Source organism: Janthinobacterium sp. GW821-FHT03C08, from assembly GCF_059420905.1.
In genome coordinates this window covers 1-20,953 of sequence record NZ_JBWKUP010000024.1, presented here as the reverse complement: position 1 = coordinate 20,953, position 20,953 = coordinate 1, and the positions used below count along the sequence as shown (strand labels likewise).

Here is a 20,953-nt window from a genome sequence, read left to right as displayed (position 1 = left end):
GCCCCCGCCCGCGGGCCATTTTCCCGCCGGGCGCTCTTCATCTTCTCTTAATCTTTGCCTACTACTATGGCAAGTGCCACCTGTGACTGTTGCGATAAAGACTGGCAAGAGATTGCAAATTGGAAAGGATGTTGCTTTTCAGTCGCTCTTTTCTGTCATTTATGGCATGCTTACGCCCTTGGCCGCAGCGCACATCCGGACGGCGCGCGCACCGATCAACCGACACGACCAGCCCCGACATCGCCATGAAACTTCATGCCAGCATCACCCAACAATACCAAACCGTCACAGGCTACGATGAAAATGGCGTGGAGATCAATGCCCAGCCCTACAACTATAGCCTGATCGTCATGCCGGAAGCGCCGCCGCGCGCCTGGGAAGTGGCCAGTTTCGAGCAGTTGAGCGAGGCGCATTTCGCGCAGATCCTGGCCGACGCCCCCGACGTCGTCATCCTCGGCACGGGCGAGCGCCAGCGCTTCGTGCATCCGAAACTGACGGCCGCGCTGACCATGCGCCGCATCGGCGTCGAATGCATGGATAGCCAGGCCGCCTGCCGCACCTACAACATCCTCATGGGCGAAGGCCGCAAAGTCACCCTGGCCCTGATCCTGGCGCCTGGCGCGGGCAGCGCTGCATGAAAATCAACGTCAACGAACTGCATGCCTCGCGCGTGCTGATGTGGTCGCTGCTGGGCATCTTCATCGTCGTGACCCTGTATGCGCTGGGCGTGCGCACCCTGGTGCCGCCCGATGAAGGCCGCTATGCCGAAATGGCGCGCGAGATGTTCGTCACCGGCGACTGGATCACCACGCGCCTGAACGGCATCAAGTACTTTGAAAAGCCGCCGCTGCAAACCTGGATGAATGCGCTGACCTTCGCCGCCTTTGGCCTGGGCGAATGGCAAGCCCGCCTGTGGACGGGCCTGTGCGGCATCATCGGCGTGTGCATGACGGCATTTGCTGGCAAGAAAGTCTTCGGTCCCCGCGTGGGACTGTATGGGGGCCTGGTGCTGGCATCGAGCCTGTTCTGGCTCGCTTCCGGCCAGATCAATTCGCTGGACATGGGCCTGTCGGGCATGATGACGATTACCCTGGCCAGCCTGCTGGTAGCCCAGCGCGACGAGGCGACGCCCACCGAGCGGCGCAACTGGATGCTGGTGTGCTGGGCAGGCATGGCGCTGGCCGTGCTGGCCAAGGGCCTGATCGGCATCGTGCTGCCGGGCGCCGTGCTGGTGCTGTACTCGCTGTTTGCGCGCGACTGGCGCATCTGGACGCGCTTGCACCTGGTCAAGGGCCTGCTGCTGTTCTTCGCCATCGCCACGCCATGGTTCGTGCTCGTCGCCCTGCGCAATCCCGAACAGCCGTATTTCTTCTTTGTCCACGAGCATTTCCAGCGTTTCCTGATGAAGGGCCACAAGCGCGAAGGCGCCTGGTACTACTTCCTGGTGCTGCTCATCCCCGGCATCCTGCCGTGGATCGGCGTGCTGCCGCAAAGCATCGCTGCCGCCTTCAAGCGCCAGGACGGCACCTTCCAGCCCCGCCTGATGTTGCTGATCTGGGCAATGTTCATTTTCTTCTTCTTCAGCTATTCGACGTCGAAGCTGCCCGGCTACATCGTCCCCATCTTCCCCGCGCTGGCCCTGCTGATCGCCCTGTTCCTGGAATCGGCCTCGCGCCGCCAGCGCATGCTGGCCGCCAGCCTGCTGTGCGTGCTGGGCGCGGCCATCCTGATCGGCGGTCCGATTGCCTTCGGCAAGGCCAGCGCCCGCGATCCGGCCGCCCTGATCGCCCTGAAAGGCTACCAGCCCTGGCTGATGGCGGCCGGCTTCTTCGCCCTGGCCGGCGGCGCCCTGGCCTTGCTGCATGCACGCCAGCTGCGCCGCGACATGACCGTGCTGACCATCGCCGGCGCCGGCTTCCTGGCCACGCACTGCATCCTGGCCGGCTCCGAACTGTATGGCCAGAACCGCGCCGGAACCGACATGCTGCCGCAAATCCAGGCCGAACTGAAACCCGACACCAAGCTCTATTCGGTCGGCATCTATGAACAGTCGCTGACGTATTACCTGCAGCGGCCCGTCATCCTCGTCGATTACTGGGATGAATTCACGTTTGGCCTGAAACAGCAGCCCGAACTGTCCATGCCCACCATCGAGCCGTTCATCACGCAATGGACGAACGATGCCAACGCCGGTGTGCGCGACGTGGCCATCATCAGCCGGGACCGTTACAAGGAACTGCAGCAACGTGGCGTCCCCATGCGCGTGGTCGCCGAAGACGCGCGCCGCATGGTCATTGCCAATCAATAAATATGTTGCAGGGGCGCGAGGCGAAACCGCTCGCGCCCCCGGCCAGCCAGCCCCGCCCCCGCCTCAGAAGGATTTTCCCGCTGAACCGGCTGCGCCGCCCTATTAACGCTATAAAATAGCCATGCCTGTCGGCGGACCTCGATCGCGCTGGCGGCCTGTGCGACGCCGAACCACTGACACACCTTTACCCAAGAAAAGTGCCCATGACCTCTACCCTGCCCTTTTTGCCTTTTTCCAAACCCACCATCGATGAAGCGACCATCGCCGCCGTCGGCGACGTGCTGCGCTCCGGCTGGATCACCAGCGGACCGAAGGTGCAAGCCTTCGAAGCCCAGCTGTCCGAATACTTTGGCGGACGCCCCGTGCGCACCTTCAATTCGGGCACGTGCACCATGGAAATCGCGCTGCGCATCGCTGGCATCGGTCCCGGTGACGAAGTCATCACCACGCCCGTGTCGTGGGTCGCGACGGCCAACGTCATCATCGAAGTGGGCGCCACGCCCGTGTTCGCCGATATCGACCCCGTCACGCGCAATATCGACCTCGACAAGCTGGAAGCGGCCATCACGCCACGTACGAAAGCCATCATCCCCGTCTACCTGTCGGGCTTGCCTGTCGACATGGACCGTCTGTACGCGATTGCTGCAAAGCACAATTTGAGGGTCGTGGAAGACGCGGCGCAAGCCTTCGGCTCCGAATGGAAGGGCAAGCGCATCGGTTCGTTTGGCGATTTCGTCTCGTTCAGCTTCCAGGCCAACAAGAACATCACCACGGGCGAAGGTGGCGCGCTGGTCCTGAACAACCTGGAAGAGGCGAAGCTGGCCGAGAAATACCGGCTGCAGGGCGTCACGCGCAGCGGCGTCGACGGCATCGACGTCGACGTGCTCGGTGGCAAGTACAACATGAGCGACATCATGGCCGCCATCGGCCTGGGCCAGTTCGCCAATATCGAGGCCATCACGGCCCACCGCCGCGCCCTGGCACGCCATTATTTCGAGCAGTTCGGCAGCGATTTCGAAGCGCAGAGCGGTGCCCAGCTGCCCGTGCAGGACTTTGAAAACAGCAACTGGCATTTGTTCCAGATCATCCTGCCCGACAATGGACCCGGCACGCGCGCCACGTTCATGCAGCAGATGGCGCAGCAGAACGTGGGAACGGGCTATCATTACGCACCGATCCACCTGTTTACCATGTACCGCGAACGCGGCTTTACCGAAGGCATGTTCCCTGTCTCGGAAAAGATCGGCCGCCTGACCGTGACCCTGCCCATGTTCTACGCCATGACGAAACAGGACGTGGAACGTGCCGTCGCCACCGTCAAATCCATTCTCATCAAGTGAGCAGCGCGCCGATGAAACCTGAACTGTCCATTATTATTCCGATTTACAACGAACAGGATGGCCTGGCCAGCCTGTTCGCCCGTCTGTATCCGGCCCTCGATGCCTTGCAGACCAGCTATGAAATCCTCTTCGTCAACGATGGCAGCCGCGACAACTCGGTCGCCATCCTGGCCGAGCAGTTCCGCCAGCGCCCCGACGTCACGCGCGTGATCTTGTTCAACGGCAATTATGGCCAGCACATGGCCATCCTGGCCGGCTTCGAGGCCTCGCGCGGACAGATCATGATCACGCTCGACGCCGACCTGCAGAATCCGCCCGAGGAAATCGGCAACCTGGTGGAGAAGATGCGCGAAGGCTACGATTACGTGGGCTCGATCCGGCGCAAGCGGCAAGATTCCGCCTGGCGCACGCTGGCCTCGAAGATGATGAACCGCCTGCGCGAGAAAATCACGAATATCAAGATCACCGACCAGGGCAACATGTTGCGCGCGTATGGCCGCAACGTGATCGACCTCGTCAACCAGTGCGCCGAAGTCAATACCTTCGTGCCAGCGCTGGCCTACACATTTGCCCGCAAGCCGACGGAAATCATCGTCGAGCACGAGGAACGGGCGGCCGGCGAATCGAAATACTCGCTGTACAGCCTGATCCGCCTCAATTTCGACCTGGTCACAGGCTTTTCGCTGATTCCCCTGCAAATCTTTTCCATGCTGGGCATGGCGCTGTCGCTGGGCTCGGCATTGCTGGTGGTCTTCCTGCTGGTACGCCGCTTCCTGCTGGGCGCGGAAGCCGAAGGCGTGTTCACCCTGTTCGCCATCGCCTTCTTCTTCATGGGCGTGATCCTGTTCGGCATCGGCCTGGTGGGCGAATACGTGGGACGCATCTTCCAGCAAGTGCGCGCGCGCCCCCGCTACGTGGTGCAAACCATCTTGCAGGACGGCATGACCCAGGCCGAAGCCGAGGCGCAGCCATACGTGCGCCTGGAAAAACGCCAGGTGAGCCGCTGATGGGCGCGCCACGCGCCGTCGTCTTCGGCTACCACAACGTCGGCGTGCGCTGCATCAAGGTGCTGCTGGCCGGCGGCGTCGATATCGCCCTCGTCGTCACGCACGAAGACAGCCCGACGGAAAACCTGTGGTTCGAGTCCGTCGCCAGCCTGTGCCGCGAGGAAGGCATCCCCTACATCACGCCGGGCGACGCCCGCGCGCCCGAACTGCTGGCGCAAGTCCAGGCAGCCAAACCGGACATGCTATTCAGTTTTTATTACCGTCACATGTTGCCGGCTAGCATCTTGGAAGTCGCGCCCGCCTACAATATGCACGGCTCGCTGCTGCCGCAGTTCCGCGGCCGCGCGCCCGTCAACTGGGCCGTGCTGCATGGCGCCACGGAGACGGGCGCCACCTTGCATGAAATGACCGTCAAGCCGGACGCCGGCGCCATCGTGGCGCAGACGGCCGTGCCCATCCTGCCCGACGACACGGCGTTTGAAGTCTTCGGCAAGGTGACAGTTGCTGCAGAACAAACTCTATGGGGCGTGCTGCCGGCAATGCTGGACGGCACGGCACCGCGCCAGCCGAACGATTTGCGCCAGGGAGGCTACTTTGGCGGGCGCAAGCCGGAAGACGGCCGCATCGACTGGAAGTTACCCGCGCAACAGGTGTACAACCTGCACCGGGCCGTCGCACCGCCGTATCCGGGGGCGTTTACCGAAGTCAATAATGTCGTTTACATCATCGAAAAAGCCCGTTTAAGCAAGCATTCAGCGGGAAGTTTGCCACCGGGCTTGGCCGTAGTGGATAATTGCATCTTTGGCGTCTGCGGTGACGGCCGCATGCTGGCCATTTCCGCACTCAAGGCCGGTGAGGAGACAATTTCGGCCAAGCAATTGCAAGAAAGACTGACCACCCGCGTCAGCACACATTGAATATTACACTCGAGAATCTCACATGAAAAAAGTCCTCATCTTAGGCGTCAACGGCTTCATCGGCCACCACCTGTCCAAGCGCATCCTGGAAACCACCGACTGGCATGTCTATGGCATGGACATGAACACGGACCGCATCACGGAATTGCTGGACGACGAGAACTACAAGTCGCGCATGCACTTCTTCGAAGGCGACATCACGATCAACAAGGAATGGGTCGAATACCACGTCAAGAAATGCGACGTGATCCTGCCCCTGGTGGCCATCGCCACGCCATCGACCTACGTCAAGCAGCCGCTGCGCGTGTTTGAACTGGACTTCGAAGCCAACCTGCCTATCGTGCGCTCGGCGGCCAAGTACGGCAAGCACCTGGTCTTCCCGTCGACGTCGGAAGTGTATGGCATGTGCCACGACGAAGAATTCGATCCGGAAAACTCGGAACTGATCTGCGGCCCCATCAACAAGCCGCGCTGGATCTATTCGAACGCCAAGCAACTGATGGACCGCGTGATCTGGGGCTACGGCATGGAAGGCTTGAACTTCACCCTATTCCGTCCGTTCAACTGGATCGGTGCCGGCCTGGATTCGATCCACACGCCAAAAGAAGGTTCGTCGCGCGTCGTGACGCAATTCTTCGGCCACATCGTGCGCGGCGAGAACATTTCGCTGGTGGACGGCGGCGCGCAAAAACGCGCGTTCACCTACATCGACGACGGCATCGATGCCTTGATCCGCATCATCGCCAACAAGAACGGCATCGCCAGCGGCAAGATCTACAATATTGGCAATCCGACCAATAACTATTCCATCCGCGACCTGGCCGGCATGATGCTGACCCTGGCCGCCGAATACCCGGAATACGCCGAAGGCGCGAAACACGTGAAAATCGTGGAAACGACGTCGGGCGCCTACTACGGCGCCGGCTACCAGGACGTGCAGAACCGCGTGCCGAAAATCACGAATACCTGCGAAGAACTGGGCTGGGCGCCAAGCACGTCCATGGCCGATTCCCTGCGCAACATTTTCGACGCCTACCGCAGCCAGGTAGCCCAAGCCAAAGCCCTGATGGATTAATGTTGAGCAAGCCGTTCCTGACCCTGAAGATCGACGTCGATACCTATCGCGGCACCCGTATAGGCATGGGCAATCTGGTGCGCATGTTGCTGGCGCACCAGGCCAACGCCACTTTTTTGTTCTCGCTGGGACCCGACCATACGGGCTGGGCCCTGCGGCGTGCCTTGCGGCCCGGCTTTTTCAGCAAGGTGTCGCGCACTTCCGTGGTCGAACACTATGGCTTGAAAACATTGATGTACGGCACTTTGCTGCCGGGACCCGACATCGGCAAGCAGTGCGCGGCGCAATTGCGCGCCGTGCGCGATGCCGGTTTCGAGTGCGGCATCCACACCTGGGATCACACCCTGTGGCAAGACAACGTGGCCAAGCGCAACACCGCCTGGACCATCAACATGATGCGCAAGGCGGCCAGCCGCTACGAGCAGGTGTTCGGCACCCGGCCGCACACCCACGGCGCGGCCGGCTGGCAAATGAATGTCAGCGCCTTTGTCGAGCATGACACGGCCGGCTACCGCTTTGCGTCCGACGGCCGCGCCATGCTCGACGAGCGTGGCGCCATGGTGCATCCGGGCAATGGCCCGCATCGCGTGCGCAATGGCAACACCATCCTGCAATGCGTGCAATTACCCACCACCCTGCCCACCCTCGACGAGCTGCTGGGCTGTGAAATCGACGGCAAACTGATCACAACTGGCAATGTTGCCGCGCATATCTTGTCACTGACGGCGGATAATCCCCGCGATCATGTGTATACCTTGCATGCGGAACTTGAAGGACAGAAACTCGCCCCCATTTTCGAGCAACTGCTGGCTGGCTGGAAAGCCCAGGGCTACCAGTTCGCATCGATGGGCGACTATTATGAAAAGATAAAGAATGCCGACCTGCCCGTTTGCCCCATTACCTGGGATGAATTGCCAGGGCGTTCCGGGCGCCTGATTGTGCAGGGCAAAGCGGCCTGAATGCTGTATTCTTGCACCTGGATGCGTTGCCAGGTTAAAAACAGCGCTGATGATCACCGTTCAGGAGAGAACCTGTGGCTGATAGCCAATCCCTCGTTAGCATACCCGACTTTACCGCTGCAATGACCAGCGGCAAGACCTTCCAGTTACTGGGCCGCCCGGCCAAGGCCACGGTCTTGTTTTTTTATCCGAAGGACAATACCCCAGGCTGCACTACTGAAAACATCGCCTTCCGCGACGCTTATCCGCAATTCGTCGCCGCCGGCGTGGAAATCTACGGCATCAGCCGCGATTCCCTGCGCTCGCACGAAAGCTTCAAGGCCAAGCTGGAACTGCCGTTCGAACTGATTTCCGACCCCGACGAAGCCGTTTGCCAGCTGTTTAACGTCATGAAGATGAAACAGATGTACGGCAAGACGGTCCGCGGCATCGAGCGCAGCACGTTTGTGATTGACGCCCAGGGCCGATTGGTGAAAGAATGGAGAGGCGTGAAGGTCGCAACTCACGTGGAAGAAGTGCTGGAATTCGTAGCGCATCTGAAGTGATCTCTGTGTGTGGATCACATGCGCGTTGCCGGCTTCCAGCGAGCTTAATACAACCGCAGTTCAGTTCACGGTACCTATCGCCATTTTGAGTCAACGAAGCGCCTCCACCCACTGCGCCAGGCGGGCCACCAGCCCGCCGATGGCGTCCATGACCGGCCATGCTGCCGGCCTTCCGGCAGTTTCTCGTCCTGTAGCATTGTTGTTCCCCCGCATCCACCCCATGAGAAGTGCCGCCAGAAGCTGGCTGCCCATGGGCGATTCATTCCAGAAATTTTTTGATTGAGATCCTGATGCCACTGCCAAAATTACCGAGCAAGCCAGCCACCATCCTGGCCACCCAAGACTACCCAACCGCAGGCGCAGCGCGCCCGGCCACGAAAACCCCGGCAGCCAAGAAAGTGGCTACCCCCGTCATTGAAGCGGCGATCGCCGAAGTTGCCAAGCCGGTCCGCAATGCGGCCACGAAGATCAAGCAAGTGGCGGCCCTGATGGTCGCCAAGCCGGCGCCCGCCCCGGCGCCCGTGGTTGCCGCACCTGTTGCCGCGCCGGCGCCTGCCGCCAAGGCCAAGCCGGCGGCGAAAGGCAAGGTCACGCCGATCAAGTCCGTCAAGCAAGCCGAGCAGCCGCATCCGGCCAAGCACAAGGCCGTCGAAGTACAGCTCAAGTCCTCCGTCAGCCGCGCCGCGGACCAGCGCGGCCTGTCGAAGCTGTTCGTGCTCGACACCAACGTGCTGATGCATGACCCATCGTCGCTGTTCCGCTTCGAGGAACACGATGTGTACCTGCCGATGATGACGCTGGAAGAGCTGGACAACCACAAGAAGGGCATGACGGAAGTGGCGCGCAACGCCCGCCAGGTGTCGCGCACCCTGGACGCCCTCATCAGCAACACGGATGACGACGCCATCGAGCATGGCATTCCCCTGTCCAAGCTGGGCAACAAGGATGCCAAGGGCCGCCTGTTCTTCCAGACGCGCCTGCAAAGCGCCGACCTGCCGGCAGGTTTGCCAGTCGGCAAGGCCGACAACCAGATCCTCGCCGTCGTGCGTTCGCTGGAAGCGGAGCAGGATGGCCGCCCCGTCGTGCTGGTGTCGAAGGACATCAACATGCGCATCAAGGCGCGCGCCCTGGGCTTGCCTGCCGAAGATTACTTCAATGACCATGTGCTGGAAGACACGGACTTGCTGTACTCGGGCATCGTGCAGCTGCCGGACGACTTCTGGAACAAGCACGGCAAGGACATGGAATCCTGGCAGGAAAGCAAGAACGGCTACAGCTCCACGTTCTACCGCGTGACGGGCCCGTTCGTGCCATTGATGCTGGTGAACCAGTTCATCTACCTGGAGCCGAAAAACGGCGAAGCGCCATTCTATGGCCAGGTAAAACAGATCAACGGCAAGACGGCCGTGCTGCAAACCCTGCGCGACTTCAGCCACACGAAGAACAATGTGTGGGGCGTGACGGCGCGCAACCGCGAGCAGAACTTCGCCCTGAACCTGCTGATGAATCCGGAATGCGATTTCGTCACCCTGCTGGGCCAAGCCGGTACCGGCAAGACCCTGCTGGCCCTGGCCGCCGGTCTGGCGCAAGTGCTGGAAACCAAGCTCTACAATGAAATCATCGTGACCCGCGTGACGGTGCCCGTCGGCGAAGACATCGGTTTCCTGCCAGGCACGGAAGAAGAAAAGATGTCGCCATGGATGGGCGCCTTCGACGACAACCTGGAAGTGCTGAACAAGTCCGACTCGGATGGCGGCGAATGGGGCCGCGCGGCAACGCAAGACCTGATCCGCTCGCGCATCAAGATCAAGTCGCTCAACTTCATGCGCGGCCGCACCTTCGTCAACAAGTTCCTCATCATTGATGAAGCGCAAAACTTGACGCCGAAACAGGTCAAGACCCTCGTCACGCGCGCCGGTCCCGGCACGAAGATCCTGTGCTTGGGCAACATCGCACAGATCGACACGCCGTATCTGACGGAAGGCTCCAGCGGCCTGACCTACGTCGTCGACCGCTTCAAGGGCTGGTCGCATAGCGGCCACGTCACCCTGGCGCGCGGCGAACGTTCGCGCCTGGCCGACCACGCCAGCGAAGTGCTGTAAGCATTCCCGGGCGGCGCCAGCCGCCTCCACATTGAAAAGCCCCGCCTGCAGCGATGCAGTCGGGGCTTTTTTTATGTTAACGTTTTCCTAGCGACATGTTTCAATGCCACGTCCCGCCTTCAGGCCGGCCGCTGTATCCGGCCACGCCCGTCAGCCGACCAGCACCAGCTTGCGGTTGACGAATTCCATGATGCCCAGGTCCGACAGTTCGCGGCCGTAGCCCGAGTGCTTCACGCCGCCGAACGGCAGGTCCGGCGCCGTGATGGCGGGCGAGTTGATGAAGACCATGCCCGTCTCGATCTGGCTGGCCAGGCGCTTGCCGCGCGCCACGTCGGCCGTGATGATGGTGCCGCCCAGGCCGAACGGCGAGTCATTCGCCAGGGCGATCGCCTCGTTCTCATCCTTGACACGGAAAATCATGGCGACGGGAGCGAAGAATTCCTGGTAATACACGGGATTGGACGGCGCCACGTCCGTCAGGATGGTCGGCTGCAGGAAATAGCCCTGGCGCGCGATGCGCTGGCCGCCCAGCAGCACCTTGGCGCCCCCTTCCACGGCCTGGCCGATTTGCTTGACGGCCAGCGCCAGCGCGGCCTGGCTGGACAAGGGCGCCAGGGTCGTTTCGGCATCCATGGGGTCGCCTGGCTGCAATTTCGCCAGTTCCGCCTGGAAACGCTCAAGGAAGACGTCGGCAACGCTGTCGAGCACGATGAAGCGTTTCGAGCCATCGCACACCTGACCCGCGTTCTGGATGCGGCCGATGACGGCCAGCTTGACGGCCAGGTCCATGTCGGCGTCGTCGAGCACGATGAAGGCGTCGCTGCCGCCCAGTTCCATCGTGGTTTTTTTCAGGGCCTTGCCCGCCGTGGCCGCCACGGCGGCGCCAGCCCGCTCGCTGCCCGTCAGCGCCACGCCCTGCACGCGGGCATCGGCAATGGCCGTGGCCACTTGTTCGCTGGAAAAGAAGGCATTGGTGTAGGCGCCTGCCGGCGCCCCCGCGTCGCGGAACAGCTGTTCAAAGGCCAGCGCGCACTGGGGCACGTTGGACGCATGCTTGACCACCAGGGTATTGCCTGCCATCAGGTTCGGTCCCGCCACCCTGGCCAGTTGGTAATACGGGAAGTTCCACGGCTCGACGCAGAAGATGACGCCCAGCGGCGCGATTTCCACTACGGCCTCGCCGCGCTTGACGTCGAGTTGCTTGGACGCCAGGAATTGCTCGGCATTATCGGCGTAGTAATCGAGTATCTTCACGCACAGCGAGACTTCCTGCTGCGCTTCCTTGAAGAGCTTGCCCATTTCCAAGGTGATCAGCTTGGCAAAGGCATCGCGCTGCTCCTTCAGCAGGGCCGCCGCCTGCTTCACGACGGCCTTGCGCCCGGCAAAGCTGCGCCGGCGCCAGTCGTTTTCAAAGGTCGTGGCCGCCGTGGCCAGGATGGTTTCCATCTGCGCATCGCTATGTGGCGTGAAAGTCTGCTCGATCTGTTCGCTGTAGGGATTCGTGGTCTGATAGCTCATCTGATTTCCTTGGTCGTGGCGCCCCGGGATTACATGGGGTAGCTGGACAGTATGGCCAGCGGGAAGGAAGGCGACAGTTCGGGGACGAACATAGCGAGCGACATAGCAGTTGCTCTGCAGCATAGGGCGCAGTATGCTTGTCAATCTAGTAAAATAAGGGGATAACGATCACTTCCAGGCCTAGGACCCGATGCGCCACTGCGCTCGCCGCCGCGCTGCTGCTGGGCATCCGTGCTTACCAGCGCTATCTGTCACCATGGAAAGGCTTTACTTGCGCCTACCGCGTGCTCGCGGGACGCGACAGCTGTTCCGCCTATGGCTACCGCGTGATCGTGCGGCATGGGCTGCGCGTGGGCCTGCCCTTGTTGCAGCGCCGCCTGCGCGCCTGCAGCGAGCGGCACCGCCAGTACCAGGCCCTGCATGCGAGGGGGCGCAGCGCGCGCTACCGGGCACAGGCGGGACATTGCGACCTGCCCGTCACCGATTGCGGCGACTGCGCCTGCGACTGCGCCGACATCACCAGCATGGCCGACTGCACCTGGCTGCGCCGCAACAGGCATCCGGGGTGGTTCCGCAACGACTACACAGCCAGTGCCGCATTGAAACGGCAGCAAGAGGAACACCGCAGGAAAATCCGGCAGGGACGGGAACCCGGCAACTGAAATTCATGCATTAACTTACAAATGAAATATTCATTCATAAAATGAATAATCCCCATTATCACTGTGAATTGGCCGGAAGCGGAACGGCGGCCTATACTCATGCCGTCTCCCCTACTCTGCTTCCCATGCACACCCAGCTCAGCCCGCGTACACAGCGGGCTTTTTGTTCCCGGCACTTGCCACTCTGCCATTCCACGCAATGGTTTTTCCATAACAAGAACAAGGCACGGCAGCCATCGCCAGCCCGATACCCGACAGGGAGCACATCATGATCGTGCGCGAGCGTCCTTCGGCGCTACGGCTGTTCCTGGTGGTGCGCGGCTCCGTCCTGCCCCGCATCCGCACTACCCTCATCGTCAATACCCTGATGGCCACACTCGTCACGTGGTGCCATGGCACCTTGTTCGACCACAAGGTCATCCTCACCACCATCCCGTTTACCCTGATCGGCCTGCCGCTGGCCATCTTCCTGGGTTTCCGCAATACGGCCGCCTACGACCGCTACTGGGAAGCGCGCAAATTGTGGGGCGAACTCGTTTTGCGCAGCCGCAACTTCTCGCGCCAATGCCAGACCATGATACGCGGCGACACCCTGGCGCACGCGAAGCTGGGCCTCGACGATGTGCGCGTGCGCATGATTTACCGCACCATCGCCTTTTGCCATGCGCTGCGCCACCAGCTGCGCGACACGCGCGGCGCGGCCGACCTGCAGCCGCTGCTGCGCCCCGCAGAATGGGAAGCGGCCTGCAAGGCCGGCAACCCGTCCGACTACCTGATGCTGCAGATGGGCCATGACCTGGCCAGCTGCGTCCAGCAGGGCCGCATCGACAGCATGTTGGCAGCGCAGATCGATAACACGATCTCGGCCATGGTAGGCGCGGGCGCTTCGTGCGAACGCATCCGCAGCACGCCGATTCCCTTCTCGTATTCGCTGCTGCTGCACCGCACGGCGTATCTGTACTGTTTCCTGCTGCCTTTCGGCCTCGTCGATTCGCTCGGTTTCATGACGCCCTTCGTCGTCGCCATCGTCGCCTATACCTTCTTTGGCCTCGATGCGCTGGGCGACGAGATCGAGGAGCCGTTCGGCGAAGACGCCAACGACTTGCCGCTGTCGGCCATGTGCCGCGCCATCGAGATCAATCTGCGCGAATCCTTGCAGGACGACAATGTGCCACCGCCCATACAAGCCGTCGATTTCATGCTCAATTGACGTGCCCGTGACGCTTCCGCTTGACCTTCCCATCGGGGCAAGGATTACAGTGGAAGCACTTAATCATTCAAGGAGTGCTTGCCATGTATCAGTTACAGGTTGAAAACATGAGCTGCGGCCATTGCGTCGGCTCGGTCACGAAAGCGGTGCAAGGCATCGACCCCGCCGCCCAGGTGCAGATCGACCTGGCCAGCAAGAGCGTCAAGGTGGAATCGGCCGCCGCACTGGGCGCCATCAGCGCCGCCATCGTGGAAGCGGGCTACCCCGTCACCAGCGCGCAGTAAGCGCAGCAGCGTCCACCAGACAGCCGGCCATTGCGCCGGCTGTTTTTGTTTACCCGTCCAGTTCAGGGTAGTGGCGGAAGATGCCTTCCTCATTGAAGGCGATCCTGCGCTTCGAGCGCAGGTAGCGGGCGATATTCGGCCGCGCGGCCACGGCATCGTGCAGCGCGCACAAGGCGGGGTATCGGGGCGCCAGGCGCGCCATGGCTTGCGGAAACGCATAGCGCAGGCCCGCCAGCATCTGGAACAGCGACAGGTCGCCATACGTGAGTTTCGCGCCCACCAGGTAGTGCCCGCGGCTGCGATTGCTCAGCAAGACTTGCGTGAAGTAATCGAGGAACTTGGGCAGGCGCGTGGCGCGGAAATCCGCGCTGCGCAGCATGGCCGCCTGCTGTTGCTCTGCGTAATACAGGTTCATCGACAGGGGATGGTGGGTGTCGTGCACTTCCGTCAGCCAGTCGGCCATCGTCAGCTGCAGCTGGTTCAGCCACAGGCGCCCGCTTTCCGCGCGCGGCGCCAGGCCCAGGCGGCGGCCCAGATACAGCAGGATGTTCGGCGTCTGGCCGATCAACAGCTCGCCATCGCGCAGCACGGGCGGCGCGTACGCCGCGTGCGGCGTGCCGTCGCCGTCGAGGCAAGCCAGCATGGCCGGCATGCCCTGCCCCTTACGGTCGGGCAAACGGGCGATATCGCGGTACTCGGCACCCGCCTCTTCCAGGGCCAGGCGGATGAATTCGCCGCGCCCCTGGATCGTGGGCCAGTAGTACAGTTCATAGGCCATGGCGGCTCCTTTGATTTACCTCAATGGCAACATGCTTTCGCGTCCGGCTCACTGGCCAGCCCCAGGCTTTGCAGGATGGGGCAATCGGGCTTGTCGTCGCCATGGCACGATTGTGCCAGGTGGGCCAGGGTATCGCGCATCTCCGTCAGTTCCGCGATGCGCTTGTTGAGCTCGGCGACATGCGCCAGGGCGATGCCCTTCACGTCCGCGCTGGCGCGCTGGTCGTTTTGCCACAGCGACAGCAATTCGCGGATCTGCTCCAGCGAAAAACCCAGCCCCCGCCCGCGCTTGATGAAGCGCAAAGCATGCAAGTCGTTCGGCGTGTAGATGCGGTAGCCCGCGTCGCTGCGCGCGCTGGGTTTTAAGAGGGAAATGCTTTCGTAGTAGCGTATCATTTTTGCCGACACGCCCGTTTCACTGGCTGCCTGTCCGATATTCATCCTATGACTCCTTGGTATGCGCACTGGCTGCATCACTGCTGGCTGTCCAGCGGCGCAGCAGCAGGGCATTGCTGATCACGCTGACGGAACTGAAGGCCATCGCCGCGCCCGCTACCATGGGGTTGAGCAAGCCGAAAGCGGCCAGCGGTATGCCGATCATATTGTAAATAAATGCCCAGAACAGATTCTGCCGTATCTTGCTGTAGGTGCGGCGCGAGATATCGATGGCGTCCGCCACCAGGGCCGGATCGCCGCGCATCAGGGTAATGCCGGCCGCATGCATGGCCACGTCCGTCCCCGTCGACATGGCGATGCCCACGTCGGCGGCCGCCAGCGCGGGCGCATCGTTGATGCCGTCGCCCACCATGGCAACTTTCGCGCCTTCGCCTTTCAGCGCGACAATTTTAGCGGTTTTATCACCCGGCAGCATTTTCGCCACCACCGTGTCGATGCCCAGCAGCTTGCCGACGGCGTCGGCGCTACCCTGGTTGTCGCCCGTCAACATCACCGTGCGGATGCCCAAGGTGTGCAGATGGGCAATCGCGGCTTGCGCGTTCGGCTTGACCTGGTCGCTGAAGGCAAACAGGCCCAGCAGCTGTGTGCCCGAAGCCAGCCAGGAAATCGTGTTGCCCGTGTTTTCCAGGGCCAGGGCCCGGGCCGCCAAGGGCGCCATGTCCACGCCCTCTTCCTGCATCAGCCGCGTGCTGCCCAGCTTCAGCGCCAGGCCATCGACATGGGCCGCCAGGCCACGCCCCGGCAAGGCCGACAGGGCCGTAGCGGGCAAGGGCTCGATATGGCGCGCGCCAGCTGCGTCGAGCACGGCCGTCGCCAGGCTGTGCTCGCTGCCACGCTGGATGCTGGCCGCCAGCTGCAACAGCCGGGCTTCGGCGATGCCGTGCGCATGCAGGGCCGCCAGGGCGGGCTTGCCCACCGTCAGGGTGCCCGTCTTGTCGAACACGACGGTGGTCACGGCGTGCGCCACTTCCAGCGCTTCCGCATCCTTGATCAAAATGCCATAGCGGGCGGCCACGCCCGTGCCGGCCATGATGGCCGTCGGCGTGGCCAGGCCCAGCGCGCAAGGGCAGGCGATGACCAGCACGGCGACGGCATTGATGATGGCGTTCTCCAGCTCGCCCGTGGCAAGCCACCAGCCCAGCATGGTCAGCAGCGCCAGCACCAGCACCACGGGCACGAAAATCGCGCTGACCTTGTCGACCAGGTGCTGGATGGGCGCCTTGGCCGCCTGCGCATCTTCCACCAGGCGGATGATGCGCGACAGGGTCGTCTCGCCGCCCACGGCTTGCGTGCGTACCAGCAACAAACCATCGGCATTGATGGCACCGCCCGTCACCTTGTCGCCCGGATGCTTATCGACGGGCAAGCTTTCCCCCGTGATCAGGGACTCATTGATCTGGCTGGCGCCTTCCACCACGACGCCATCGACGGCCACCCGCTCGCCAGGGCGGATCACCACCAGGTCGCCCACCTTCACCTGTTCCACGGGCAAGTCCAGCTCGACGCCATCGCGGCGCACCCGGGCCGATTCCGGACGCAGCACCTGCAGCGCACGGATGGCCGAGGCCGTCTGGCGCTTGGCGCGGCTTTCCAGCCATTTGCCCAGCAGCACGAGGGTGATGACGACGGCCGATGCCTCGAAATACAGATGCGGCAGCACCTCGCCCGCCGTCAACCACTGGTAGACGGACAAGCCATACGCGGCACTGGTCCCCAGCGCCACCAGCAGGTCCATGTTGCCGCTGCCGGCGCGCGCCGCCTTCCAGCCTGCCTTGTAGAAGCGGGCGCCGAAATAGAATTGCACGGGGGTCGCCAGCGCGAACTGCAGAGCGCCGGGCAGCATCAAATGGAGACCGGCCCATTCGAGCAGCATGGGCAACATCAGGGGGAAGGCGAGGATGGCGGCCAGCGCCACTTTCAGGCCGTCGCGGTTGGGCTGCACGGCGGGCGCGCTGGCCTGGCTGGCGGCCGGTACCTTTGCTTCATAGCCGGCCTTGTCGATGGCGGCGATGAGGGTAGCCGCATCGGCCTCCCCCGTCACCTTGACGCGCGCGCTTTCCGTGGCCAGGTTGACGCTGGCAGCGAGCACGCCCGGCACTTTCAGCAGGGCTTTTTCCACCCGGCCCACGCAGGACGCGCACGTCATGCCGGCGATATCCAGGTCGAGTTCGCGTTGCGCCACCGTGTAGCCGGCCTTTTCCACGGCCGCCTGCAAGGTGGCCAGCGGAATCGGCGTAGCCGAGCTGACCCTGGCCAGCTCGGTGGCCAGGTTGACGCTGGCAGCGGTCACGCCAGGCACGGCGGCCAGGGCTTTTTCCACGCGGCCCACGCAGGAGGCGCAGCTCATGCCTTCGATGGCCAGCGCCTGCGCATGGTCGGCGGCAGGGGGAGGACTGGAATTGGCGGGAGCGAGTGCGGTCTGGTTCATGGCAGATCCTGTGCGAAAGAGTAACTAATGCAGTCAGGATCGGCTATCCAATGATGGGAAGGTCAAGCCCTATTTGCAAGGTGCGGGGCTTACCTGATTGACATCATCAGCGCACCACACAATCGATGGCAGCCGCCTTGTTGCCGCCGCCCCCGCCCGATGGCGGCGTCGGCACCGAAAACGCCGGCGGCGGCGCGAATTGGAGGCCGGGATTGACGGGCACGACCACAGGCGGCTGCCGGAAGCTGGGCGTGAAACCGAACTGGCCGGCGGCAAAGTTTTGCGACCCGGCGGGATTGGTCACATGAATCAGGCCGTCGAGCACCTGCACATACAGCCCAGGCGGCAGCATCGTCGGCGCAGCCGCCGGCACGGACGGCCCGCCTGGCGGGGCCGGCGGCACGACGCTGGCAATGAAGGTGGTGCCGCGAATGCCGATGGTGGCGGCCGGCGTCTTCATCTCGAAACGCTCCTTGTTGCGCTTGCCCAGCAAGCCCGTCACGGAGCGCAAGCCGCCCTTGAGCAGGCTGAAGATAGCGTGATCGCCATCGGGCTGTTCGGCCACATAGCTGAATTGCTCGATCACGAAACTGGTATTCGGCTTCAGGGTGATTTCGCTATTGTCGATGAGCTTGATCAAGGCATAGGTCTCCTTTTCCGTCAGCAAGGTGTCCCCCTGCTCGACCTCGGACTTGATGGCCAGGATTTTCACCTTGCCATCGGCCTTCCTGGCCATCAGGGGGCCACTCAGCTGCATGACCGTGCCCGCCACTTGCCCGGCCCAAGCGTGCGCACCCAGGCACGTCAGGACCAGCCACAACAAGGCCTTAATTGCAGTACATTTTTTTAGCGGCATCATCGAATTTGTATCCTGTTGGTTTGTCTGTAGCGCCCGTGACATCCTTGTCATCCTTCTTCTTGTCATCGGCCTTCGTGTCCGCCAGCAAAACTGGCGGGGCCACGTCATTGGACCGGTCCGCCTGCTTGATGATCCCCAGCGCATTATCGATGGCCGTGTTCAGGCCAGGATTGATGACGGGTGGATCGATGGTCGTGGCAGGCAGGAAAATGGCATCCGCCATGCTCACCGTGCCGTTCGGCGCCACCAGGGTCACGCCGCTGCGCTGGCGGTTGATGCGCACGCCCGGTGCGCCCGTGATGCTGCCCGTTTTTGCCAGCACGCTCATGCCGGTCGCCGCCGGCAGGGCGAGGCTGGCCGTGTCCGCAAAGCGCACGTTGGCGCCCGCGCTGGCGCTGAAATTGCCGCCGCCGAGAACCTTGGCATTGCCTTCGAGACGGATATCGCCCCCCGCCACCAGGCTGATGTCGCGTGCCGCAGCCAGCTGCGCGCCATCGCCCAGCACCACGTCCGTGCTGGCATTAAGCGCGATAGCGTTGCCCTGGATCTTGCCGCCCACGGTGACGGGGCTGTGCGCCGTCAAGGTCACATTGCCGCCATTCGCATTGATATCGCCAGCCGCGATACCACCCGTGTTGTCGATGGCGATATTGCCTGCCCCCGTAACGAGCGTGCCCAGGGTCAACTGACCCGGCGCCGAGGTATTGTTCAGCACGATGCCGCCGCCCGCGCTATTGCTGGCACTAAAACTCCCCACCTGGTTGCCCGCATTGCCCAGCACGATGCCATTCTGCGCCTGCGCCGTCAGGCTGCCGGCGACCAGCGCGCCGTCCTGGCCGATGGCGCCGGCCAGGGCATGCAAACGCACCTCGTTCGCCGCCAGGCTGGCGAAGCGCAGATCGCCGCTCGCTTGCGTGATGGACAACTGGCCCGCCAGGCGGATGGCGCCAGCCACCTGGCTGAAGCTGTTAGCCACGAGCAAGTTACCCGTACCGCTCAGCACACCGCCGTTTTGCGCGTAGCGGCCGGACGACAGGCTGCCATTCAGCAGCAGGCTGCCGCCGCTGATTTCCAGGCCCGCCAGGCCGCTCAGCACGGAACGGTCCAGCACGCTTTCGCCCAGAGTCAGGCTGCCCCCCGTCAACAACAAGCCCGATGCCGAGTTGATATTTTTCAGGATGGTGTTGCCTGCCGCCGCGTTGTAGGTGACGACGCCCGTGCTGTTGGAAAAATCGACGGCCAGCACGTTCGCGCCTTCCGGTACCACGCCGCCATCCCAGTTGGCCGCGTCGCTCCACAAGCCGCTGCCGCTGCCAACCCAGGTGGATACTTGCTTCTGCGTAATCGCTGCCTGCGCCGTGCCGCCCGTGGTGTCGAGCGTGTAGTTGCCCGCGTCGGCACCCGCCAAGCGGAATCCGCTGGCCGTCACCACCTTGCCGGCGCCGGCATTCTTGTCGGCAAAGCTGCCGCTGCCGCCCACCACGCTGACCACATCCTGTCCCAGGATGCCCGTCGCCGTCGCGCTGACCGTGGCGCTCGTGCTGCCGTCGTACACCTTGCCGGCGGCACTCACGCCACCCAGGGTCAGGCTGGCTGGCGTGATGCTGGCCAGCAAGCCCGTCGGCAAGACGATAAAGTAATTCGCCGCATCGGCGCCCGCCAGTGCGGCGCCAATCAGGTTGACGGCCTTGCCTGTCCCCACATTCTTGTCAGAGAAATTGGCGACGGCAGAGGCCGTCAAGCTGTCGCCGGCAACGCGGTCATCGCCCAGCACCACCTGCGCCCCCGTCATGCCGTCGTAAACCTTATTGCCGACCACGCCGGACAGATGCAATGCCCGCGCGGCGATATCGGCGGTGGTGCTGCCGGTATTCGCGCCCAGCACGTAGTTGCCCGCATCGAGGCCAGCCAGCGCAACATTCGACACATTGACGGTCTTGCCCGTGCCCGCATTCTTGTCGCCAAACGTTGCATTGCCCGCCACCGTCAGGGTGTCGCCGGCGATGCGGTCGTCGCCAAACGTCACGCCGGCAGCAACGGTACCGTCATAGGTCTTGTTGACGCCGCTCAAGCTGACATTCAACGTGCGCGCGGCGATATCGGCCGTGGTGCTGCCGGTATTCGCGTTCAGCACGTAGTTGCCCGCATCGAGTCCAGCCAGCGCCACATTCGATACATTGACGGTCTTGCCCGTGCCCGCATTCTTGTCGCCAAACGCCGCATTGCCCGCCACCGTCAGGGTATCGCCGGCGATCCGGTCGTCGCCAAACGTCACGCCGGCAGCAACGGTGCCGTCATAAGTCTTGTTGATGCCGCTCAAGCTGACATTCAGCGTGCGTGCCGCGATGTCGGCCGTCGTGCTGCCGGTATTCGCGCTCAGCACGTAGTTGCCCGCATCGAGGCCAGCCAGCGCCACATTCGATACAGTCACGGTCTTGCCAGCGCCCGCGTTCTTGTCGCCAAACGCCGCGTTGCCCGCCACCGTCAGCGTATCGCCGGCGATCCG

At 62.8% G+C, this 20,953-nt stretch carries 18 protein-coding genes; 12 read left to right on the top strand and 6 right to left on the bottom strand.

What is annotated here, in order from left to right; translation table 11 throughout:
• Positions 1 to 245 precede the first annotated feature (245 nt).
• The 9 genes from AC07VL_RS25845 (at position 246) to AC07VL_RS25805 (ending at position 10,253) form a co-directional block, all read left to right on the top strand.
• Positions 246 to 638 carry an Mth938-like domain-containing protein gene (locus AC07VL_RS25845; RefSeq protein ID WP_494808379.1) on the top strand — a complete coding sequence of 131 codons (393 nt, stop codon included), beginning with the start codon at positions 246 to 248 and terminating at the stop codon, positions 636 to 638.
• A complete protein-coding gene (locus tag AC07VL_RS25840) occupies positions 635 to 2,308 on the top strand; it encodes a glycosyltransferase family 39 protein (protein ID WP_494808378.1) in 1,674 nt (557 codons plus the stop codon). The genes AC07VL_RS25845 and AC07VL_RS25840 overlap by 4 nt, the downstream gene beginning before the upstream one ends.
• A 203-nt stretch (positions 2,309 to 2,511) precedes the next feature.
• Complete coding sequence (locus AC07VL_RS25835) at positions 2,512 to 3,648, top strand: DegT/DnrJ/EryC1/StrS family aminotransferase (protein WP_494808377.1); 1,137 nt, start codon at positions 2,512 to 2,514, stop codon at positions 3,646 to 3,648.
• 11 nt (positions 3,649 to 3,659) lie between these two features.
• Complete coding sequence (locus AC07VL_RS25830) at positions 3,660 to 4,655, top strand: glycosyltransferase (RefSeq protein ID WP_494808376.1); 996 nt, start codon at positions 3,660 to 3,662, stop codon at positions 4,653 to 4,655.
• Positions 4,655 to 5,572 carry a formyltransferase gene (locus AC07VL_RS25825; RefSeq protein WP_494808375.1) on the top strand — a complete coding sequence of 306 codons (918 nt, stop codon included), beginning with the start codon at positions 4,655 to 4,657 and terminating at the stop codon, positions 5,570 to 5,572. Before AC07VL_RS25830 ends, AC07VL_RS25825 begins: the two co-directional genes overlap by 1 nt.
• A 22-nt stretch (positions 5,573 to 5,594) precedes the next feature.
• A complete protein-coding gene (locus tag AC07VL_RS25820) occupies positions 5,595 to 6,647 on the top strand; it encodes a bifunctional UDP-4-keto-pentose/UDP-xylose synthase (protein WP_494808374.1) in 1,053 nt (350 codons plus the stop codon).
• The gene (locus AC07VL_RS25815) at positions 6,647 to 7,606 is read left to right on the top strand and encodes a polysaccharide deacetylase family protein (RefSeq protein ID WP_494808373.1); all 960 of its coding nucleotides are present in this window, start codon (positions 6,647 to 6,649) and stop codon (positions 7,604 to 7,606) included. The genes AC07VL_RS25820 and AC07VL_RS25815 overlap by 1 nt, the downstream gene beginning before the upstream one ends.
• A 74-nt stretch (positions 7,607 to 7,680) precedes the next feature.
• The gene (locus AC07VL_RS25810; RefSeq protein WP_290607717.1) at positions 7,681 to 8,151 is read left to right on the top strand and encodes a peroxiredoxin; all 471 of its coding nucleotides are present in this window, start codon (positions 7,681 to 7,683) and stop codon (positions 8,149 to 8,151) included.
• Positions 8,152 to 8,441: 290 nt separating this feature from the next.
• A complete protein-coding gene (locus AC07VL_RS25805; protein WP_494808372.1) occupies positions 8,442 to 10,253 on the top strand; it encodes a PhoH family protein in 1,812 nt (603 codons plus the stop codon).
• A 150-nt stretch (positions 10,254 to 10,403) separates the two neighbouring features.
• Here the strand turns inward: AC07VL_RS25805 and AC07VL_RS25800 are convergent, their stop codons facing one another.
• Positions 10,404 to 11,771, bottom strand: coding sequence for an NAD-dependent succinate-semialdehyde dehydrogenase (locus AC07VL_RS25800; protein ID WP_494808371.1), 1,368 nt, complete (start codon positions 11,769 to 11,771; stop codon positions 10,404 to 10,406).
• Positions 11,772 to 11,932: 161 nt separating this feature from the next.
• Between AC07VL_RS25800 and yidD the strand changes: the two genes are divergently transcribed.
• From yidD to AC07VL_RS25785, 3 genes are all read left to right on the top strand, one after another.
• Positions 11,933 to 12,433, top strand: coding sequence for a membrane protein insertion efficiency factor YidD (gene yidD / locus AC07VL_RS25795; protein ID WP_494808427.1), 501 nt, complete (start codon positions 11,933 to 11,935; stop codon positions 12,431 to 12,433).
• Positions 12,434 to 12,701: 268 nt separating this feature from the next.
• Positions 12,702 to 13,643: a bestrophin family protein gene (locus AC07VL_RS25790; RefSeq protein ID WP_494808370.1), complete on the top strand. Its 942-nt coding sequence runs from the start codon at positions 12,702 to 12,704 to the stop codon at positions 13,641 to 13,643.
• Between the two features lie 83 nt (positions 13,644 to 13,726).
• A complete protein-coding gene (locus tag AC07VL_RS25785; protein ID WP_494808369.1) occupies positions 13,727 to 13,927 on the top strand; it encodes a heavy-metal-associated domain-containing protein in 201 nt (66 codons plus the stop codon).
• A 49-nt stretch (positions 13,928 to 13,976) separates the two neighbouring features.
• Here the strand turns inward: AC07VL_RS25785 and AC07VL_RS25780 are convergent, their stop codons facing one another.
• From AC07VL_RS25780 to AC07VL_RS25760, 5 genes are all read right to left on the bottom strand, one after another.
• Complete coding sequence (locus tag AC07VL_RS25780) at positions 13,977 to 14,705, bottom strand: glutathione S-transferase (RefSeq protein ID WP_494808368.1); 729 nt, start codon at positions 14,703 to 14,705, stop codon at positions 13,977 to 13,979.
• A gap of 20 nt (positions 14,706 to 14,725) precedes the next feature.
• Complete coding sequence (gene cueR / locus AC07VL_RS25775) at positions 14,726 to 15,145, bottom strand: Cu(I)-responsive transcriptional regulator (RefSeq protein WP_494808367.1); 420 nt, start codon at positions 15,143 to 15,145, stop codon at positions 14,726 to 14,728.
• Between the two features lies 1 nt (position 15,146).
• Positions 15,147 to 17,588: a heavy metal translocating P-type ATPase gene (locus AC07VL_RS25770; protein ID WP_494808366.1), complete on the bottom strand. Its 2,442-nt coding sequence runs from the start codon at positions 17,586 to 17,588 to the stop codon at positions 15,147 to 15,149.
• A gap of 106 nt (positions 17,589 to 17,694) precedes the next feature.
• Positions 17,695 to 18,444, bottom strand: a complete 750-nt coding sequence (locus AC07VL_RS25765) for a FecR family protein (protein WP_494808426.1) — start codon at positions 18,442 to 18,444, stop codon at positions 17,695 to 17,697.
• On the bottom strand, positions 18,416 to 20,953 hold a 2,538-nt coding region (locus AC07VL_RS25760), incomplete at its 5' end, for a beta strand repeat-containing protein (protein WP_494808365.1). The genes AC07VL_RS25765 and AC07VL_RS25760, both read right to left, overlap by 29 nt.